Here is a 16,296-nt window from a genome sequence, read left to right on the forward strand (position 1 = left end):
GAATGTTCTCCCATACTCATTTTTTAACTCCAAAGATTCACTTTATCTTTTTTAGCTTGCTGTTCATCTTTTTCAAATGTACTTCTATATTTACCATTAGGTGAGAAGTATTTTTCACGAGCTAATCCTTTTTTAACTAATTCTTCGTTATACATTGTTTTTTCATCTAACCATACATAGGCTAATGTACGACCATAACGGTCTTCTTTTTCCTTATCATATTCTAAGTACACATCTTTATTATTTAAATGTTGTTTGCTGTAATTAGAAGCTTCTTTCCCATAAGGTTGAACTGGTGTGTTAGGTTTAACCGTTTCTGGTGTATCAACACCAATTAAACGTACCTTAATTTGCTCACCATTTGATTTCTTAGCCGCAAATGTATCTCCATCTACAACCCGATCAACGTGGACTTTCTCTTTTCCTTTAAGTTCTGTCTGTGTTGAATTAGATGAAGAATGTTGACTATCGTCTTTAAATGGCCCTGTATGATTTAAAAATTGAAATGCTAATACGCCAATAACAATGATAGCAAGAACAATTATTGTTAAATTTTTCTTTGAATTCATAGGTGCCTCCTATATTATATTTTTAATACTCAAATATAATATATAATATGTATTTAATAATCAATCAATACTTTCGACCTAAAAAGTCTACCTATATTGAATTTATTTTCAAAAAATGATTAATTGATATTCAACATGATATAATTATACATGTTAGGAGTGAAATACATGAGCGAACGTAATGAAAATTTAGTCACGATGATTGCTGTCGTAATTGCTATTATCGTTGGCGTTATTTTACAAATCGTTTATAAACTGCCTATTATTGTTTCGGTTGTTATAGCAGTATTGTTAGGCATTTTAGTTGGATTTATTGTTTATATTATTCAAAGTATTATACGTAAACGAAAAGGTAAATAAGGGAGTATCATACAATGTCACTCTCAATAAAAGATTGAATTGAAAACATTAAATATTATTCAATTCAGTCTTTTTTATACATTCCTTAAATATTTTTCTTACTTTTTATATCCAGCCTTTTTCCTTTGCTTTCTTCCAAGCATTAAATCGATTCTCTGCATTTAATTTATCAATTATATTAGACGTATAATTTCTCACTGTCCCATCTGAAAGATAAAGTTTTTCTGCAATGTCTTTACTACTTAAATTATCTCCAATTTCACGTAATACCACTTGTTCTTTATGTGTTAAGGGATTAGATTCTTTGAATAAAGTAGTCATTAATGAAGTACTATATTCCTTTTCACCATTCATGACATGTTTAATAGTTTGTATTAAATCTTCTATGGAACGTTCTTTTAATACATAAGCATCTACTTCATTTGCCACAGCTTTTTCAAAATAACCTGGTCTTTTAAATGTAGTTACAATTATTACTTTAGTATCAATTTTAAATTCTCTTATTTTAGATAATACTTCTAAACCTGTTAGCCCTGACATTTCGATATCTAAAATTGCAATATCTGGATGATATTTTTCAATAAACTCAAATGCGTCACCCCCATTATCACAATCATTAACTACTTTCATTTGATCGTTAAATTCAATCAGTTGAACCATCGCTTTTCTCAACATATATTGATCTTCAGCTATTATAATGCTAATCATTTAATATCCTCTCTTGGTATCATAATACGTATATGCATACCATTTTTAGATTTAATTTCTAATTTTCCTTTAAGAAGTTGAACTCTATTTTCTATACTTTTTAATTTAAAGTCTTCAGTGGTGTTACAACCTTTTCCATTATCTTGAATAATTAGGTATAAATTATTATCTTCTTGTATCATTTCACAATAAATCTTACTAGCCTTTGCATGTTTAATGACATTATTGATTGCTTCTCTCAAAATCATTGATAGTATCGATTGCTTTGTTGGAGTTAAAACATTTACCTTTCTTATATTTTTTAATTCAAATTGAATGTTTGCATCTTTTAAAACATTTTTTATGGATTGAACTTCCTCTTCAAAACTTTGAGATTTTAAATTTTCAATAATATTTCTTACCTTAATTAAGGTATCTTTAGATATCTGATTAATCGCCAATATTTCATTTTTAGCTTTTTCTTGATCTTTATCAATCAATTTATATGCCAATTCTGATTTTAAACTAAGACTTACAAATACATGACCTAGTGTATCATGTAAATCTTGCCCTATACGTTGACGTTCTTGTTCTGCAATTAATGTATTAATATACTTATTTTTCTCTTCTATTTCATTTTTTAATGCTCCATCTTTTTTAGTTTTAAAATTCCCTAAAGTAATAATTAAAATAACTAAATAAAAGATAACTAATACAGTTATATATTGTATTTGATAAATACTTGTAATTATAAGACATAAAAATATTGCAATTATAAATGTGATAAATTCTTTTGACTTAATTGTTACTTCAAACATAAAAGGTAATGCAAATGCGCTAAAGAAAAAGAATAAGCTATTCATTGGATTAATTGCATAAACAAAATATATAATTCCTACATAATGAACCACTAATAGGCTATATATTACGTTATTGTTAAATCGATAATAATATATTACTAGCATAAGATATGACACAATAAAAATAGCTAAAACAATTAAATATACAGTTTGAGAACCTCGTTTTTCATTAAAGATACTTATAATTGGAAATAACAAATATATAAGCGTAGACAGCTCTCCTAATCTAACGCTCCATTTTCTTTTTTTCATCTAACTCACTTCTTTTCTGTGATTGATCCACACTGTAATAATTAAAAATAGTATACTATATACAATTAAAATAAATAATGAAGTAATATTTAAACCTTGATTTTTAGCTAATTCTAATGCAAAATTTTTCAAATGATATGTTGGAGTAATATTTGAAATTCTTTGTAACCAACTCGGAAATGTTTGAATTGGAAACCACAATCCTCCTAATATCGCTAATACCATATTAACTATATTGGCTAAACTACTTGCTTTTTGTGTTTCATTAAATTGAGCAATGATTAGTCCTAATGTTAAAAATAAACTTGCACCTATCCATAATGAAACACCTGAAAGCAACCATTGTTGTATACTCATATTTACGTGTTTATATAGATGAGCAACAGTAAAAATCAAAATAATAGCCAATAAAAATAACAATATTGTTTTTATCATTTTAGTAGTAAAATAGGTTTTACTAGATAAAGGCGTTACCATTAATCGTTTAAACCAACCTGTGTTTCTTTCTTCAATAATCTCTATAGGAAATTGCATTAAACAAAAACTCATCAAGCTAAACACTGTCATACTATACATATATTCTTTATAGAACTGCTGTTTCGCCTCTTCTGGTAAGTCTAGTAAAGAAGTAAATAATAAATAAAAGCCTACCGGTAATATGATTGATAAGAATGTTGTTAGTTTCTTTCGAAAAATAATTTTAAATTCTGTTTTTAATAAAGCGATATTATTCATTTTTAGTCCCTCCCTCTTTTACATCAGCAAATAAAATTGTTTCTAACAATGTTTGCTTTTCAATAGTCATGTCATTTAAATTTATATTTAATTTTTCCAAATAATATATTACTTTCTTAACATCAGATGTTTTAATTTTTAAAATAGTATCTTCAATTTTTACATCAAAATAATTTGTTAAATTCTGTAAATTATTGTCTACTGTATTTGGTACTTTAATTATTGAATATTGTTGGTTGGTTAATATATTTCTAGGTGAATCATTTAACTTAATAATGCCTTGATCAAGAAATATAACTTTATCTGCCATTCGTTCTACTTCTTCAATATAATGAGAAGTATAAAAAATAGATACATTTTCTTTTTTTAATTTCTCTATCATTGTCCAGAAATGTTCTCGCATTTCAACATCCATAGCTGCAGTAGGTTCATCTAAAATGAGAAGCTTTGGTTTTCCTATTAAACATAACCCAAAATCTAATATTCGTTGTTGTCCACCAGATAAGTGATTTGCATACAGATTCAATTGGCTATCATTCAATTTTGTAATTTTTTTAAATTCATCTATCGAAATTGCATCCTTGTATAGTTGACAAAATAATTTATATAATTCTTTTACTTTTATTAACCTAGGAAAAGACGTTTTTTGAAATAATACACCAATATGATTTAAATTTAATAAATGATCTATATCTATAATTTCTCCCGTTTCTGCTTTCAAATGATTAATTAAAATATTAATTAAAGTTGATTTTCCGGCTCCATTTTTTCCTATTAATGCAGTACTCATACCCTTTTCTATATTTAGTGATATATTTTTCAATACTGTTTTTCCATTATATTTTTTGGATAAATGTCGAATTTGAATCATAACTCATCACTTCCTTTTGTTAATATAAATAATTTATCAACAAACAAGTTATAATTTCAGATAAAAATGTCACTATTTTCAAATGACATTTGTCATATTAATAAAACCGACAAAGCACAAAGCTTTGTCGGTTTTATTATTTTTACAAGATTGGTGATAATAATTTGGCAATATCTTCTTTGAATTTAATTGATAATGGTCGTTTTTTATATTTCTCAAGTGTAAGTTGTTTAGATTTTTTTATATCTTCTTTATACGCCTCTTTTAACTTCTTAGCTAATTGTTCATCATATACGAATGCATTAACTTCAAAGTTCAATACAAAACTTCTGTAGTCCATATTAGATGAACCTACACTACTGACTTCATCATCAATCATTAACATTTTAGAATGTATAAATCCATTTTGATACGTATACACTTTTACTCCATATTCAAGCAATTCAGCAACATTTGAAAATGTAGACCAGTAGACAAATGGATGATCCGGTTTACATGGAATCATTATGTTAACATCAACACCAGTATTTGCTGCCATTTTCAATGCATTAATGTAAGATCGATCTGGTATAAAGTAAGGTGTTTGAATATAAATAGATTTTTTCGCACTCATAATCATTTTGGTATATCCAAACTCAATTTGGTGTAATTCATATGCAGGTCCACTTGAACCAATTTGAATGGCTGAATGACCATCCTGTACTTTCTTTTTAGGAAAATACTTATCATCATATTCAAATTGTGGACGATGTGCTTGAGAGTTCCAATCAAGAATAAACCTAATTTGAAGTGCATTTACAACATCACCTTGTACTCTTAAATGCGTATCTCTCCAGTATCCTAGTTTACCTAAACCTAAATAATCGTCACCTACATTAAATCCACCAATATACCCGATTTGACCATCAATAACAATAATCTTACGATGGTTACGATTATTCATTCTAAAGTTAATAATTGGTAGTTTAGATGCAAAAAATGCTTCTACCTCTCCACCTAATGATTCAAAATGTTTAAATTTGTGACGTTTTAAATTTTTTGAACCCACATCATCGTAAAGTAATTTAACTTCTAAACCTTCTTTTAACTTTGTTTCTAGGGCATCGATAATTCGTTTTCCTAGACCATCGATTTCAAATCCAAAGTACTCTAAATGTATGTAATCTTTCGCATTATAAATATCTTCGAGTACTTTGTCATATAATTCATGACCATCAATAAATAAATCAATTTTATTGTCTTCAGTAATAAAAGCATCTTGTTTCTTTAATAGCATTCTTGCCATATCTTGATGATTTTGTAGCTGCTTATTTTCTGTATGATAGTTGTAATGATCAATTTTATGAGCTTGTTCATCAATCAAATCTTTATAAACATCTAGCTCTTTACCATTATTTTTCTCCATTTTTCTTTTTGAAACAGTTCTACCGAAAAATAGATAAAGAATAAATCCAAGCACTGGTAATACAAATAATACAAATATCCAGGCCCATGTTGAAGATGCACTACGTCTGTTACGCTCTAAAAAAATTAAAATAAAAGCCAACACTAAATTGCCTAAAAATCCAAGCACTAAAATTATATTCAATATTGTGCCAATTTTAGGGCCAAAAAGACTTATCATAATTCTAAACTCCTACTTCTCAAATTCAACTTTTATTTATCGGCTAATATTAAAAAGGCACTTAATATTTCTTCATTGTTAGGAAATTGGCGTTCTTCAATTTTATCAATTGAAACATTTAATAATTCATAGCGACGACCTTCTTCACTTGCTAAATATTGATTAATTTCATTTTCCAATTCTTCAATTGTTTGTTCTTGAATTCTTTTAAATTTTACTTTACTCATTTATAACACTCCATTTCATATATTTATTTAAATCATAGTCTTTTTACATGTGTTTATCAACTAAATTGCAATGATAATAGGACGTCTTTTAAAAGCGTTTACATATTTATTTTTATTCTCTTAAATTCACATTACTAAAAAGGTAGTGTATACTAAATACATTCTATTCAAATTTTCAGAATAATCAGTTTAGAATAAGCATAAGGAAGTTAGGGAGGAATTCGATGATATCTTTTGAAAATGACTACCTAGAAGGTGCACATCCAAAAGTTTTACAACGTTTTATTGATACAAATTATATTCAAGCTTCGGGTTATGGGGATGACCAATTTTCAAAACAAGCCGCTGATCAAATTCGAAAAACGATTCAATGTCCTGAAGCCACTGTTCGCTTTTTAATTGGTGGTACACAAACAAATCAAGTTGTTATTAATACTGTATTAGAGCCATATGAAGGGGTTATTTCAGCAGATACAGGTCATGTGGCAGTACATGAAGGGGGCGCTATAGAATTTAGTGGTCATAAAGTATTAGCAGTACCATCTCATGAAGGTAAGATTTCACCTAAAGAAGTAAATACCTATCTTGAAACTTTTTATAATGATTTCAAACGTGAACATATGGTATTTCCTGGTATGGTGTATATTTCTCATCCTACTGAATATGGAACGCTTTATAGTAAAGAAGAACTCAAAAATTTATCAGAAGTCTGTAAGGAACATCATATTCCATTATTTATGGATGGCGCCCGATTAGGTTATGGTTTGATGAGTAATGAAACAGATGTCACAATTGAAGATATTGCTAATTACTGTGATATTTTTTATATTGGTGGTACAAAGATTGGTGCACTATGTGGTGAAGCGATTGTATTTACAAACAATAATGAACCTAAACACTTCACTACACGTATTAAACAGCATGGTGCCCTACTAGCTAAGGGGCGTTTAGTTGGTATTCAATTTTTAGAATTATTTACTAATAACTTGTATTTTGATATTAGTCGACATGCTATTAATATGGCGAATAAAATGAAGCAAGGATTTATCAATAAAGGATATAAAGTATATTTTGATTCTCCTACTAATCAACAGTTTTTCGTATTAAATGATGATAAGATTAAAGATCTTCAGAGTAAAGTGAAATTTGCAATTTGGGAAAAATACGATGATACACATCGCGTTGTTAGATTCGCAACAAGTTGGGCCACAACTGAGGAAAATGTTGACAAACTTTTAGAATTAATTTAATTATAAACTTATTTAATATAGACCTTAAGGTGACATACTTCGGGTCTATATTTTTATGTTTACATAATATTTTTATAATTCATATAGGTTTTATTGATATATTTAATAAAAATAGGAGCTATATATTATGAAAAAATATTTAGTGGTAGACGAACATGAAAAAACAAAAAAAGCTAAACAATCTATAATTAAACTAGAAAATTTTAAGAAGTATATAAAGACTGTTTTTTTTTAACTTACTTGACCAAAACTTGACCAATTCACTACTTTTGAAGAAAGTGGTCAAGTAAAAATAGATTATTTTCAAATAAAAAAGAAGCTAAGGCAAATGCCTTAACTCCTTATGTCCCTAAGTCTTTCCCCTTTTTGCTTAGCGATTAGTATTGTTTCATATATTGATCGCGTTCCCATTCAGAAACTTGAGTTCTGTAATAGTCCCATTCGATAGATTTAGAATTAATAAATTGATTATAGATGTGATTGCCTAATGCTTTTTTAACTGTATCGTTTTCACGCATTGCTTTTAATGCAGTGTAAAGTGTAGATGGTAAATCTTGAATACCTACTGCTTCACGTTCTTCACGATTCATTTCATAGATATTTTGGTTTACTGGTTCTGGTACTTTAGTTTTGTTTTTAATACCGTCTAAACCAGCTTGTAAGATCGCAGCTAAAGCCATATATGGGTTAGCAGCTGGGTCAACTGAACGTACTTCAATACGAGTTGATAAACCTCTTGAAGTAGGTACACGTACTAATGGAGAACGGTTTTTACCACTCCAAGCAATGTAACATGGTGCTTCGTAACCAGGTACTAAACGCTTATATGAATTGACTAATGGGTTACATACTGCTGTAAATCCACGTGCATTATTTAAGATACCTGCAGTAAAGTGATAAGCATCTTCCGTTAATTGATCTTTGCCGTTTGGATCAAAGAATGCATTTTCTTTACCTTTGAATAAAGATACGTTGAAGTGCATACCACTTCCATTTACACCAAATAATGGTTTTGGCATAAATGTCGCATGTAAATTATGTTTACGTGCAATTGTTTTAACAACTAATTTAAATGTTTGAATGTTGTCACATGCTGAAATTGCATCTGCATATTTGAAGTCAATTTCGTGTTGACCTGGTGCTACTTCATGATGACTTGCTTCGATATCAAAGCCCATATCTTCTAATTCAAGGACGATGTCACGACGACAATTTTCACCTAAGTCAGTTGGTGCTAAGTCGAAGTAACCGCCATTATCATTTAATTCTAATGTTGGTTCACCTTTTTCATCCAATTTGAATAAGAAGAATTCTGGTTCAGGTCCTAAGTTGAAATCTGTATAACCTAAGTCTTCCATTTCTTTTAATATACGTTTTAAGTTCGTACGTGGGTCCCCAGCAAATGGTTCACCATCAGTTGTATAAACATCACAAATTAAACGTGCTACTTTGCCTTGACCTGCTGTCCAAGGAAAGATAACCCAAGTATCTAAATCTGGGTATAAATACATATCTGATTCTTCAATACGTACGAAACCTTCGATTGAAGATCCGTCAAACATCATTTCATTATCTAACACTTTTTCTAATTGGCTTACTGGAACTTCAACATTTTTAATTGTACCTAAGATATCAGTGAATTGTAATCTTAAATATCTTACGTTTTCCTCTTTTGCAAATTTGCGAATATCCTCTTTTGTAAAAGTATGTTTTGGCATGGTAGACATCCTCCAAGTTATTAATTAATAAATCGTGATAAATCGCCACGGTTTATCGGTAAAGCTTCACTGCGCGGTTTCTGAGTTGCATCTACAATCATTCTTTTTCTCGTCTCTTGTTCATCAGTAGTTAAGTGCCCTTGATTATTTGTAATTATTTGTTTAATACCTTTTAAATTAAAACCTTTTTCAATTAACGTTTTAATTTCTAACAGTCTCTCTAAGTCATTCATCGAGAATAACCTTTTATTTCCTTCGGTACGTTCGGGCTTAATGAGTTCATGTGTTTCATAATAACGTATTTGTCTTGCTGTGAGTTCTGTCAATTTACAAACAACACTCATAGAGAACACGGCCATATTACGTCTTATTGTATCGTTAGACACTATAACCTCACCTCTACTTTTGAACTTGTCTATAATTTAGCATAGATTAATATGAAATACAAAAATATGTTAGGTTTTCTGACATGAAAATTAAATATTTCTTACATATAAACGTAAAAGCCCATAGATACAGTTATCTACAGGCTTTTTACTATTTAAAAATTATTTTTCAAGACATCAATACGATAGCGTATTCTTATTGTTAAGTTTTGAAAATTTAAGTTTCATTAATGGTTATCTTCCATATTTGCTTCAAAGTCATCAAGTAATGCTCGAGCTTCATCCACAGTTTCTGTACTCATTAATTGATGCCGTAATTCACTTGCACCTCTAATACCTCGCACATAAATTTTAAAGAAACGTCGTAAACTTTTAAATTGTTGTGTTTCTTCATTTGAATACTTTTCAAATAACTCTAAATGTAATCTAAATAAATCCAAGAGTTCTTTACTTGTATGTTCGCGTGGCTCTTTCTCAAATGCAAAAGGATTATGGAAAATGCCTCTTCCTATCATAACTCCATCAATACCATATTTCGTCGCAAGTTCCATACCTTTTTGTCTATCTGGAATATCACCATTGATAGTTAATAATGTTTGAGGCGCCACTTCATCGCGCATTTCTTTAATGGCTTCAATTAATTCCCAATGTGCATCGACTTTGCTCATTTCTTTACGTGTACGAAGATGGATAGATAAGTTTGCAATGTCTTGCTTAAACACATGTCTTAACCATTCTTTCCATTCCTCTATATTATAATAACCTAGACGTGTTTTAACACTAACAGGTAGTCCACCTGCCTTGGCTGCTTGAATAATTTCAGCTGCTCTTTCTGGTCGTAAAATTAACCCAGACCCTTTACCTTTTTTGGCAACATTTGCGACAGGACAGCCCATATTTAAATCAATACCTTTAAAGCCCATATCTGCTAAACCAAAACTCATTTCTTTAAATTGCTCTGGCTTATCACCCCATATATGAGCAACCATAGGCTGTTCATCTTCACTGAATGTTAAACGTCCTCGTACACTATGTATCCCTTCTGGATGACAAAAACTCTCCGTATTTGTAAATTCAGTAAAAAATACATCCGGTCTCGCTGCTTCACTTACTACATGTCGAAAAACAATGTCTGTCACGTCTTCCATCGGCGCTAAAATGAAAAATGGACGTGGTAATTCATTCCAAAAATTTTCTTTCATAATTGATTTAAACCTTCTTATTCATTAGTATCTCGTATAATTAACCATGATATATTATCATAAAATAAATCCATATACAAAAGGAAATTCACTCTCATTATGTTTATTACTATCTATTTTTGAATATTGTGTTATACTACTTAAATTAAATTCTGTTCTTTTAAATTCATAACCGCACGTGTTACTGCAATTTTAACATGTTCATAAGTTAGACCACCTTGCACATATGCCTCATAAGGCGGACGAATCGGACCATCTGCTGATAATTCAATAGAGGATCCTTGCACAAACGTTCCTGCTGCCATGATGACATCATCTTCATAACCAGGCATATAACTAGGTTCAGGACTAAAGTGTGCATTAATTGGTGAAGCATGTTGAATACTTTGACAAAATGCAATCATCTGTTCTTTTGTATCAAATTGAACGGTTTGAATTAAGTCTGTACGCTTAACATCGTATTTGGGTACTGTGTTCATATTCATTTTTTCAAGAAGTAAACTTGTAAATAATGAGCCTTTTAAGCTTTGACTCACTACATGCGGTGCTAAAAAGAATCCTTGATACATTTCTTGCAATGAAAATAATGAAGCACCCGCTTCTTTACCAATACCAGGTGCAGTTAAACGATAACCACATCGTTCGATTAAATCTTTTCGTCCTGCAATGTAACCACCAATTTTTGCTAATCCACCACCAGGATTTTTTATTAATGACCCTGCAATTAAATCTGCACCCACTTCTATTGGTTCTCGACGCTCTACAAACTCTCCGTAGCAATTATCCACAAAAATAATTACATTGGGATATCGTTGTTTAATTTGAGAAATAGCAGTTTCTATTTCATCTACTGTAATTGAAGGTCGTTGTCCATACCCTTTTGAACGTTGAATAGCAATAACTTTCGTTTGTTTCGAAATAGTATTTAAAACAGTTTCAACATCAATCATTCCATCTTTTAATGCAACTTCTTTATATGTCACGCCATGCTCTTTGAGACTTTCAATACCATTACCATTAACACCAATCACTTCAAGTAAGGTGTCATAGGGACTACCTGTAATGTACATCAGTTCATCGCCATATTTGAGTGTACTTTGCAATGCTAATGTAATTGCATGAGTACCCGAAATAATTTGAGGTCTAACAATTGCATCTTCTGCTTTAAACGTATGAGCATATATCTCTTCTAAATGATCACGTCCAAAATCATCATAACCATATCCTGTAGAACCTACTAAATCATTCTCGCTCGCTTTAACATGATGAAATGCATTAAGAACCTTTTCCTGATTGATATAAGCAGTTTCTTCAATTTCTTTAAATAAGGGTGTTAACGTTTCTTCTACTTTAGAAACGATGTGTTGAATATCTGACATGCAATTTATCTTCCTTTATATATAATTATTTTCTATATCCTTTAACGATATAGCTTTCATTATTTTCATCAAATTTCATTTCTTCGATAAGTGTATGTTGTTTTAAAAAATATAATCTATCTGCATCTTCACTAGATACAGTTTCTACGTAATATGACAAAGTCGCTTTTATTTGATCAAACAGTAACTGCTTCACTTTTAATTTATCTTCACTATTACGACTTGATACAAATACAGACGGATGGCCTGATACCGGTACATCAGTTTCTTCAGAACATTGATCTTTTTTATTAAAAATGATTGCTTGTGGAAGGTCATCCATATCTAAGTCTTTTACCAATTGATTAACCGTATCATATTGAGCACGATATTCTGGATGACTTGCATCAACGACATGTAGAAGTAAATCAGCACTTTTCGCTTCTTCTAATGTCGACTTAAATGCTGCTACTAACGTTGTAGGCAACTTTTGAATGAAGCCTACGGTATCAGAAATAATTAAATTAAACCCATTGTTAATTTGTATTTGTCGTGTTTTAGGGTCAAGTGTGGCAAATAGTAAATCTTTTTCAAAAGTCGTTTCGTTTGCTAAAACATTAAACCAAGAAGATTTTCCAGCGTTAGTATAGCCAATAAGTGCAATTTGAAACACTTGATTTTGTTCGCGTTGATTACGATATCTTTCACGATGTTCGACCACTGTTTTAAGTTGAAGTTTAATTTCATTCATACGTGTTCTAATATGACGTCTATCCATTTCTAATTTTGTTTCACCAGGACCACGCGTACCAATTCCCCCGCCTAAACGAGATAAACTTTTTCCATGTCCTTGTAATCTAGGAAGTAAGTAATCGAGTTGAGCTAATTCAACTTGTAATTTACCTTCTCTACTACGCGCTCTTAAAGCAAAAATTTCAAGAATGAGCTGTGTTCTATCGATAATTTTAATGCCCAAATTATCATTTAATGTTTTTGATTGTGCTGTTGTTAATTCATCATTTGTCACAACAACATCGATGTCATGAAATTCTATAAAAGCTTTAATTTCATCAATCTTACCTTTGCCAACATAATATTTATAATCAAATTGATCTTTATTTTGAGTGACCTGTCCTTTAACATCTAATTGACAAGTCAACGCTAAAGCTTCTAATTCTTCCATTGTAGATTCAAAATTATATTGATGATCACTTTGAGCATGTACACCAACTAATACAGCAGTTTCTAGCTTTTTCTTTGTATCATAAGTGTGTTGCTGAGTCATGATATACATCTCCTTTTCTAACATGTCTTACATATTCTATCATAGAGCAAGTTTAAAGACTAACGACTAAAACTATGTTAAATTAAAGCTAAATTGAAAGGGTGATAGTATGGAAAATATTTATGATTTTGAAGTTCAAAAATCTAATGGTGAAAATTATAAATTAGATGTATATAAAGGCGATGTTATGCTTATCGTTAATACAGCGAGTGAATGTGGATTTACACCACAATTTGAAGGATTACAAGAACTATATAATAAATATAAGGACCAAGGATTTATTGTTTTAGGTTTCCCATGCAATCAGTTTGGAGGTCAAGAACCTGGTTCTGGTGCTGAAGCAAATCAAAATTGTAAAATTAACTACGGTGTCACATTCCCTATTCATGAAAAAATTGACGTTAAAGGCGATAACCAGCATCCATTGTTCCGTTATTTAACAAGTCAAGCTAAAGGCATGTTAAGTGAAAAAATTAAATGGAATTTCACTAAGTTTTTAGTTGACCGTGAAGGTAATATTGTTCAACGCTTCTCACCTCAGAAAAAACCTGCTCAAATTGAAAAAGATATTGAAAAACTTCTATAAATTAAATAAAAGCTTCAATATAGATGACTATGTCATAGACAATCGTTCTATATTGAAGCTTTGTTTTATTACAAACATTTCCTTTATTTGTTCAAAAGTGCAAAAATTGATGAGAATTTTGCAAGCTACGTATACATTTCGACCGTGGACTACGCTCTAAAATTCAGTAACTTGGCACTTTAATTACAACTTATTCTTCACCTTCGCCTGTAGCTTCTGAATCAGTAGATTCTGTATCCACAGTGAAAGTGCTGATCGCATGTTTGTAAATCAAATGTTGTTTGCCTTGAGAAACTAAGCTAATCATGTATTTATCAAAGTCTTCAATAACACCTTTCATTTGAAAACCATTTAAGAAAAATACAGTAATTTCCGTTTGTTCTGCTTTAAAGTTCTCTAGTGCTTGATCTTGGATGTTTTGGTTTGCAATCATGTTTAGAACTCCTTTTATTTATTTGGGTTGTAATCTCATCTAACATCATTTGAAGTGACATTGTCTCTCTATCAAACCATTGAACATTCATTTTGTTTTTAAACCATGTGAGTTGTCTTTTCGCATATTGCCTTGAATGTTGTTTTAATAATTCTACAGCTGGTTCTAATTCCATTTCTCCTTTTATAACAGGGACAAGTTCTTTGTAACCAATTGCTTGCATACTCTGACTAGATTCAAAACCTTGTTCAACTAGTGCTTTCACTTCATTAAATAATCCGTGGCCCAACATAATATCAACACGTTTATTTATTCTTGTATATAATGTTTTGCGCGACATTTCAATCCCTACTAATAATGTATCATAATTTTCTGTATATTGTTGAACTTTCTTTCGAGAACTTAAAAGTTTTTTTGTTTTTAAGTAATATTCAATCGCTCTAAGTACTCTTTTTCTATTATTTGGATGAATATCTTTAGCTGATGTTTCATCAAACGATGCCAAGTAACGATGTAAGTCATCATTATTCAATTGATTTAATGCATCTAATTTTTCTTTTACTCTTAATTCTTTTTCTACTGATACATTTTCATCATCAAATGGATAATCGTAAATTAAAGACTGAATATATAAACCTGTACCTCCTGCAATAATAGGTACTTTACCTCTTTTTGTAATATCTTCAATAAGCACTTCTGCTCTTTTTTTAAATTCGTATGCAGAAAATGATTCATCAGGATTTAAGATATCTATTAAATAATGGGGTATCCCTTCCATTTCTGTTTCTGTTACCTTTGCAGTACCTATATTCATTTGACGGTATACTTGCATCGAATCGCCACTAATGATTTCTCCATTCATTTTTTTAGCTAATTCGATACTCAATTCTGTTTTACCCGAAGCTGTCGGTCCTACAATAACTACTAGAAAAGGTTTTTTTGATGCTTGCAATGATTACGCCTCACTCTGATTATTTTTCAATACTTGTTTTTGAATCCAATCAAACATATGATTCCATATCATTTGTTGATCAACTTCAAATAATATTTCATGTCTTCTATTTGCATAAAGTTGTACCGTAATATGTTTAATACCAGCTTTTTTAAATTTTCTGGCCAAGGATTTAACACCTCTGCCATACTCTCCAAAAGGATCATTTTTTCCTGAAATCATCAATATTGGTAACTGTTTATTCATTTTTTTTAATTGAGTATAATTTGCAGTACGTGTCATATGTTTTACTGTTTCATAAATTAATTGGTTTGAAACTAAAAAGCCGGTATACTCATCGTTTACAAATTTATCAACTTCTGTAGATTGTGATGAAAGCCAGTCACTTTCAGTTCGTGGTTGATCAATCTTTTTGTTAAATGATTTGTAAACGAGTTGATTGACCCATTTTAAACGATTGCGCTTCCCAGTAAAAATAGAAATTAATTTCAAACTGATTCTTGCAGGAATTCCTTTCCATTTCGGATATTGTCCTGTTCCAGTTAATATCAATCCATTAGCAAAATTTGGATAAGTTTCAACAAATAAACGTGCAATAATAGATCCCATTGAATGGCCTAATACAATATAGGGTAATCCTTTCTCACTATCATATAATGTTTGTGCAATTTCAAACGCATCTTGAACAACTTGATTCATACTGTCGTAATGTCCACGTTCTTTCTCATCAATCTCTTTCCCATGTCCTCTATGATTATGTCTAATCACATCATAGCCTTGATGCGTTAAAGCATTAACAAGTGTTTCGTATCGATCCATATGTTCAGCCATACCATGAAATATATGTATAATACCATAAGTCGCTATGTTTGCTTTATCTACTTTAACTTCTAAAGTTGTTCCATCTTCTACAGTTATTTTATAAGCACTTTGCCCCATAG

18 protein-coding genes are annotated in these 16,296 nt (G+C 30.4%); 3 read left to right on the top strand and 15 right to left on the bottom strand.

The window, feature by feature from the left end; genetic code table 11:
• Positions 1 to 23 precede the first annotated feature (23 nt).
• Positions 24 to 569 (bottom strand): thermonuclease NucI, encoded by a 546-nt coding sequence (gene nucI / locus MHI13_RS06950; RefSeq protein ID WP_049382339.1) that lies wholly within the window; start codon positions 567 to 569, stop codon positions 24 to 26.
• Between the two features lie 168 nt (positions 570 to 737).
• On the opposite strand from nucI, the gene MHI13_RS06955 reads away from it, so the two are divergent.
• A complete protein-coding gene (locus MHI13_RS06955) occupies positions 738 to 929 on the top strand; it encodes a hypothetical protein (protein WP_017174651.1) in 192 nt (63 codons plus the stop codon).
• Positions 930 to 1,034: 105 nt separating this feature from the next.
• On the opposite strand, the gene MHI13_RS06960 is transcribed toward MHI13_RS06955, so the two are convergent.
• From MHI13_RS06960 to MHI13_RS06985, 6 genes are all read right to left on the bottom strand, one after another.
• Entirely contained in the window at positions 1,035 to 1,637 is a 603-nt protein-coding gene (locus MHI13_RS06960; RefSeq protein WP_070653924.1) for a response regulator transcription factor, read from the bottom strand.
• A complete protein-coding gene (locus MHI13_RS06965) occupies positions 1,634 to 2,728 on the bottom strand; it encodes a sensor histidine kinase (protein WP_017174649.1) in 1,095 nt (364 codons plus the stop codon). The genes MHI13_RS06960 and MHI13_RS06965 overlap by 4 nt, the downstream gene beginning before the upstream one ends.
• On the bottom strand, positions 2,729 to 3,463 hold the full coding sequence (locus MHI13_RS06970; RefSeq protein WP_017174648.1) for an ABC transporter permease: 735 nt from the start codon (positions 3,461 to 3,463) through the stop codon (positions 2,729 to 2,731).
• Positions 3,456 to 4,334, bottom strand: coding sequence for an ABC transporter ATP-binding protein (locus MHI13_RS06975; RefSeq protein ID WP_054105471.1), 879 nt, complete (start codon positions 4,332 to 4,334; stop codon positions 3,456 to 3,458). The genes MHI13_RS06970 and MHI13_RS06975 overlap by 8 nt, the downstream gene beginning before the upstream one ends.
• Positions 4,335 to 4,476: 142 nt before the next feature.
• The gene (gene cls / locus MHI13_RS06980; RefSeq protein ID WP_017174646.1) at positions 4,477 to 5,958 is read right to left on the bottom strand and encodes a cardiolipin synthase; all 1,482 of its coding nucleotides are present in this window, start codon (positions 5,956 to 5,958) and stop codon (positions 4,477 to 4,479) included.
• Positions 5,959 to 5,990: 32 nt separating this feature from the next.
• On the bottom strand, positions 5,991 to 6,185 hold the full coding sequence (locus tag MHI13_RS06985; RefSeq protein WP_017174645.1) for a hypothetical protein: 195 nt from the start codon (positions 6,183 to 6,185) through the stop codon (positions 5,991 to 5,993).
• Between the two features lie 224 nt (positions 6,186 to 6,409).
• Between MHI13_RS06985 and MHI13_RS06990 the strand changes: the two genes are divergently transcribed.
• The gene (locus tag MHI13_RS06990) at positions 6,410 to 7,435 is read left to right on the top strand and encodes a threonine aldolase family protein (protein ID WP_048681125.1); all 1,026 of its coding nucleotides are present in this window, start codon (positions 6,410 to 6,412) and stop codon (positions 7,433 to 7,435) included.
• Positions 7,436 to 7,812: 377 nt separating this feature from the next.
• Here the strand turns inward: MHI13_RS06990 and glnA are convergent, their stop codons facing one another.
• The 5 genes from glnA to hflX all read right to left on the bottom strand — a co-directional run bounded on the left by glnA (position 7,813) and on the right by hflX (position 13,384).
• Positions 7,813 to 9,153, bottom strand: coding sequence for a type I glutamate--ammonia ligase (gene glnA / locus MHI13_RS06995; RefSeq protein WP_017174642.1), 1,341 nt, complete (start codon positions 9,151 to 9,153; stop codon positions 7,813 to 7,815).
• 20 nt (positions 9,154 to 9,173) lie between these two features.
• Positions 9,174 to 9,542, bottom strand: a complete 369-nt coding sequence (locus MHI13_RS07000; protein WP_025987220.1) for a MerR family transcriptional regulator — start codon at positions 9,540 to 9,542, stop codon at positions 9,174 to 9,176.
• A 224-nt stretch (positions 9,543 to 9,766) separates the two neighbouring features.
• The gene (locus MHI13_RS07005) at positions 9,767 to 10,741 is read right to left on the bottom strand and encodes a tRNA dihydrouridine synthase (RefSeq protein ID WP_049379239.1); all 975 of its coding nucleotides are present in this window, start codon (positions 10,739 to 10,741) and stop codon (positions 9,767 to 9,769) included.
• Between the two features lie 140 nt (positions 10,742 to 10,881).
• Positions 10,882 to 12,120, bottom strand: coding sequence for a methionine gamma-lyase family protein (locus MHI13_RS07010; RefSeq protein ID WP_054105470.1), 1,239 nt, complete (start codon positions 12,118 to 12,120; stop codon positions 10,882 to 10,884).
• Between the two features lie 25 nt (positions 12,121 to 12,145).
• Positions 12,146 to 13,384, bottom strand: coding sequence for a GTPase HflX (hflX, locus tag MHI13_RS07015; RefSeq protein WP_054105469.1), 1,239 nt, complete (start codon positions 13,382 to 13,384; stop codon positions 12,146 to 12,148).
• A 109-nt stretch (positions 13,385 to 13,493) separates the two neighbouring features.
• On the opposite strand from hflX, the gene MHI13_RS07020 reads away from it, so the two are divergent.
• Complete coding sequence (locus tag MHI13_RS07020; protein WP_037541002.1) at positions 13,494 to 13,970, top strand: glutathione peroxidase; 477 nt, start codon at positions 13,494 to 13,496, stop codon at positions 13,968 to 13,970.
• 190 nt (positions 13,971 to 14,160) lie between these two features.
• Here the strand turns inward: MHI13_RS07020 and hfq are convergent, their stop codons facing one another.
• From hfq to MHI13_RS07035, 3 genes are read right to left on the bottom strand one after another with little or no spacing between them, the layout of a single operon-like run.
• Positions 14,161 to 14,403 carry an RNA chaperone Hfq gene (gene hfq, locus MHI13_RS07025; RefSeq protein ID WP_002448741.1) on the bottom strand — a complete coding sequence of 81 codons (243 nt, stop codon included), beginning with the start codon at positions 14,401 to 14,403 and terminating at the stop codon, positions 14,161 to 14,163.
• On the bottom strand, positions 14,357 to 15,355 hold the full coding sequence (gene miaA, locus MHI13_RS07030) for a tRNA (adenosine(37)-N6)-dimethylallyltransferase MiaA (protein ID WP_054105468.1): 999 nt from the start codon (positions 15,353 to 15,355) through the stop codon (positions 14,357 to 14,359). Before miaA ends, hfq begins: the two co-directional genes overlap by 47 nt.
• 3 nt (positions 15,356 to 15,358) lie before the next feature.
• Positions 15,359 to 16,294 carry an alpha/beta hydrolase gene (locus MHI13_RS07035; RefSeq protein ID WP_049420543.1) on the bottom strand — a complete coding sequence of 312 codons (936 nt, stop codon included), beginning with the start codon at positions 16,292 to 16,294 and terminating at the stop codon, positions 15,359 to 15,361.
• Positions 16,295 to 16,296 lie beyond the last annotated feature (2 nt).

The organism is Staphylococcus sp. FSL K6-0223 (genome assembly GCF_038008285.1).

Coding starts and splice junctions, on each gene's coding strand:
- nucI (WP_049382339.1), bottom strand. CDS start 569: ATGAATTCAAAGAAAAATTTAACAATAATTGTTCTTGCTATCATTGTT.
- MHI13_RS06955 (WP_017174651.1), top strand. CDS start 738: ATGAGCGAACGTAATGAAAATTTAGTCACGATGATTGCTGTCGTAATT.
- MHI13_RS06960 (WP_070653924.1), bottom strand. CDS start 1,637: ATGATTAGCATTATAATAGCTGAAGATCAATATATGTTGAGAAAAGCG.
- MHI13_RS06965 (WP_017174649.1), bottom strand. CDS start 2,728: ATGAAAAAAAGAAAATGGAGCGTTAGATTAGGAGAGCTGTCTACGCTT.
- MHI13_RS06970 (WP_017174648.1), bottom strand. CDS start 3,463: ATGAATAATATCGCTTTATTAAAAACAGAATTTAAAATTATTTTTCGA.
- MHI13_RS06975 (WP_054105471.1), bottom strand. CDS start 4,334: ATGATTCAAATTCGACATTTATCCAAAAAATATAATGGAAAAACAGTA.
- cls (WP_017174646.1), bottom strand. CDS start 5,958: ATGATAAGTCTTTTTGGCCCTAAAATTGGCACAATATTGAATATAATT.
- MHI13_RS06985 (WP_017174645.1), bottom strand. CDS start 6,185: ATGAGTAAAGTAAAATTTAAAAGAATTCAAGAACAAACAATTGAAGAA.
- MHI13_RS06990 (WP_048681125.1), top strand. CDS start 6,410: ATGATATCTTTTGAAAATGACTACCTAGAAGGTGCACATCCAAAAGTT.
- glnA (WP_017174642.1), bottom strand. CDS start 9,153: ATGCCAAAACATACTTTTACAAAAGAGGATATTCGCAAATTTGCAAAA.
- MHI13_RS07005 (WP_049379239.1), bottom strand. CDS start 10,741: ATGAAAGAAAATTTTTGGAATGAATTACCACGTCCATTTTTCATTTTA.
- MHI13_RS07010 (WP_054105470.1), bottom strand. CDS start 12,120: ATGTCAGATATTCAACACATCGTTTCTAAAGTAGAAGAAACGTTAACA.
- hflX (WP_054105469.1), bottom strand. CDS start 13,384: ATGACTCAGCAACACACTTATGATACAAAGAAAAAGCTAGAAACTGCT.
- MHI13_RS07020 (WP_037541002.1), top strand. CDS start 13,494: ATGGAAAATATTTATGATTTTGAAGTTCAAAAATCTAATGGTGAAAAT.
- hfq (WP_002448741.1), bottom strand. CDS start 14,403: ATGATTGCAAACCAAAACATCCAAGATCAAGCACTAGAGAACTTTAAA.
- MHI13_RS07035 (WP_049420543.1), bottom strand. CDS start 16,294: ATGGGGCAAAGTGCTTATAAAATAACTGTAGAAGATGGAACAACTTTA.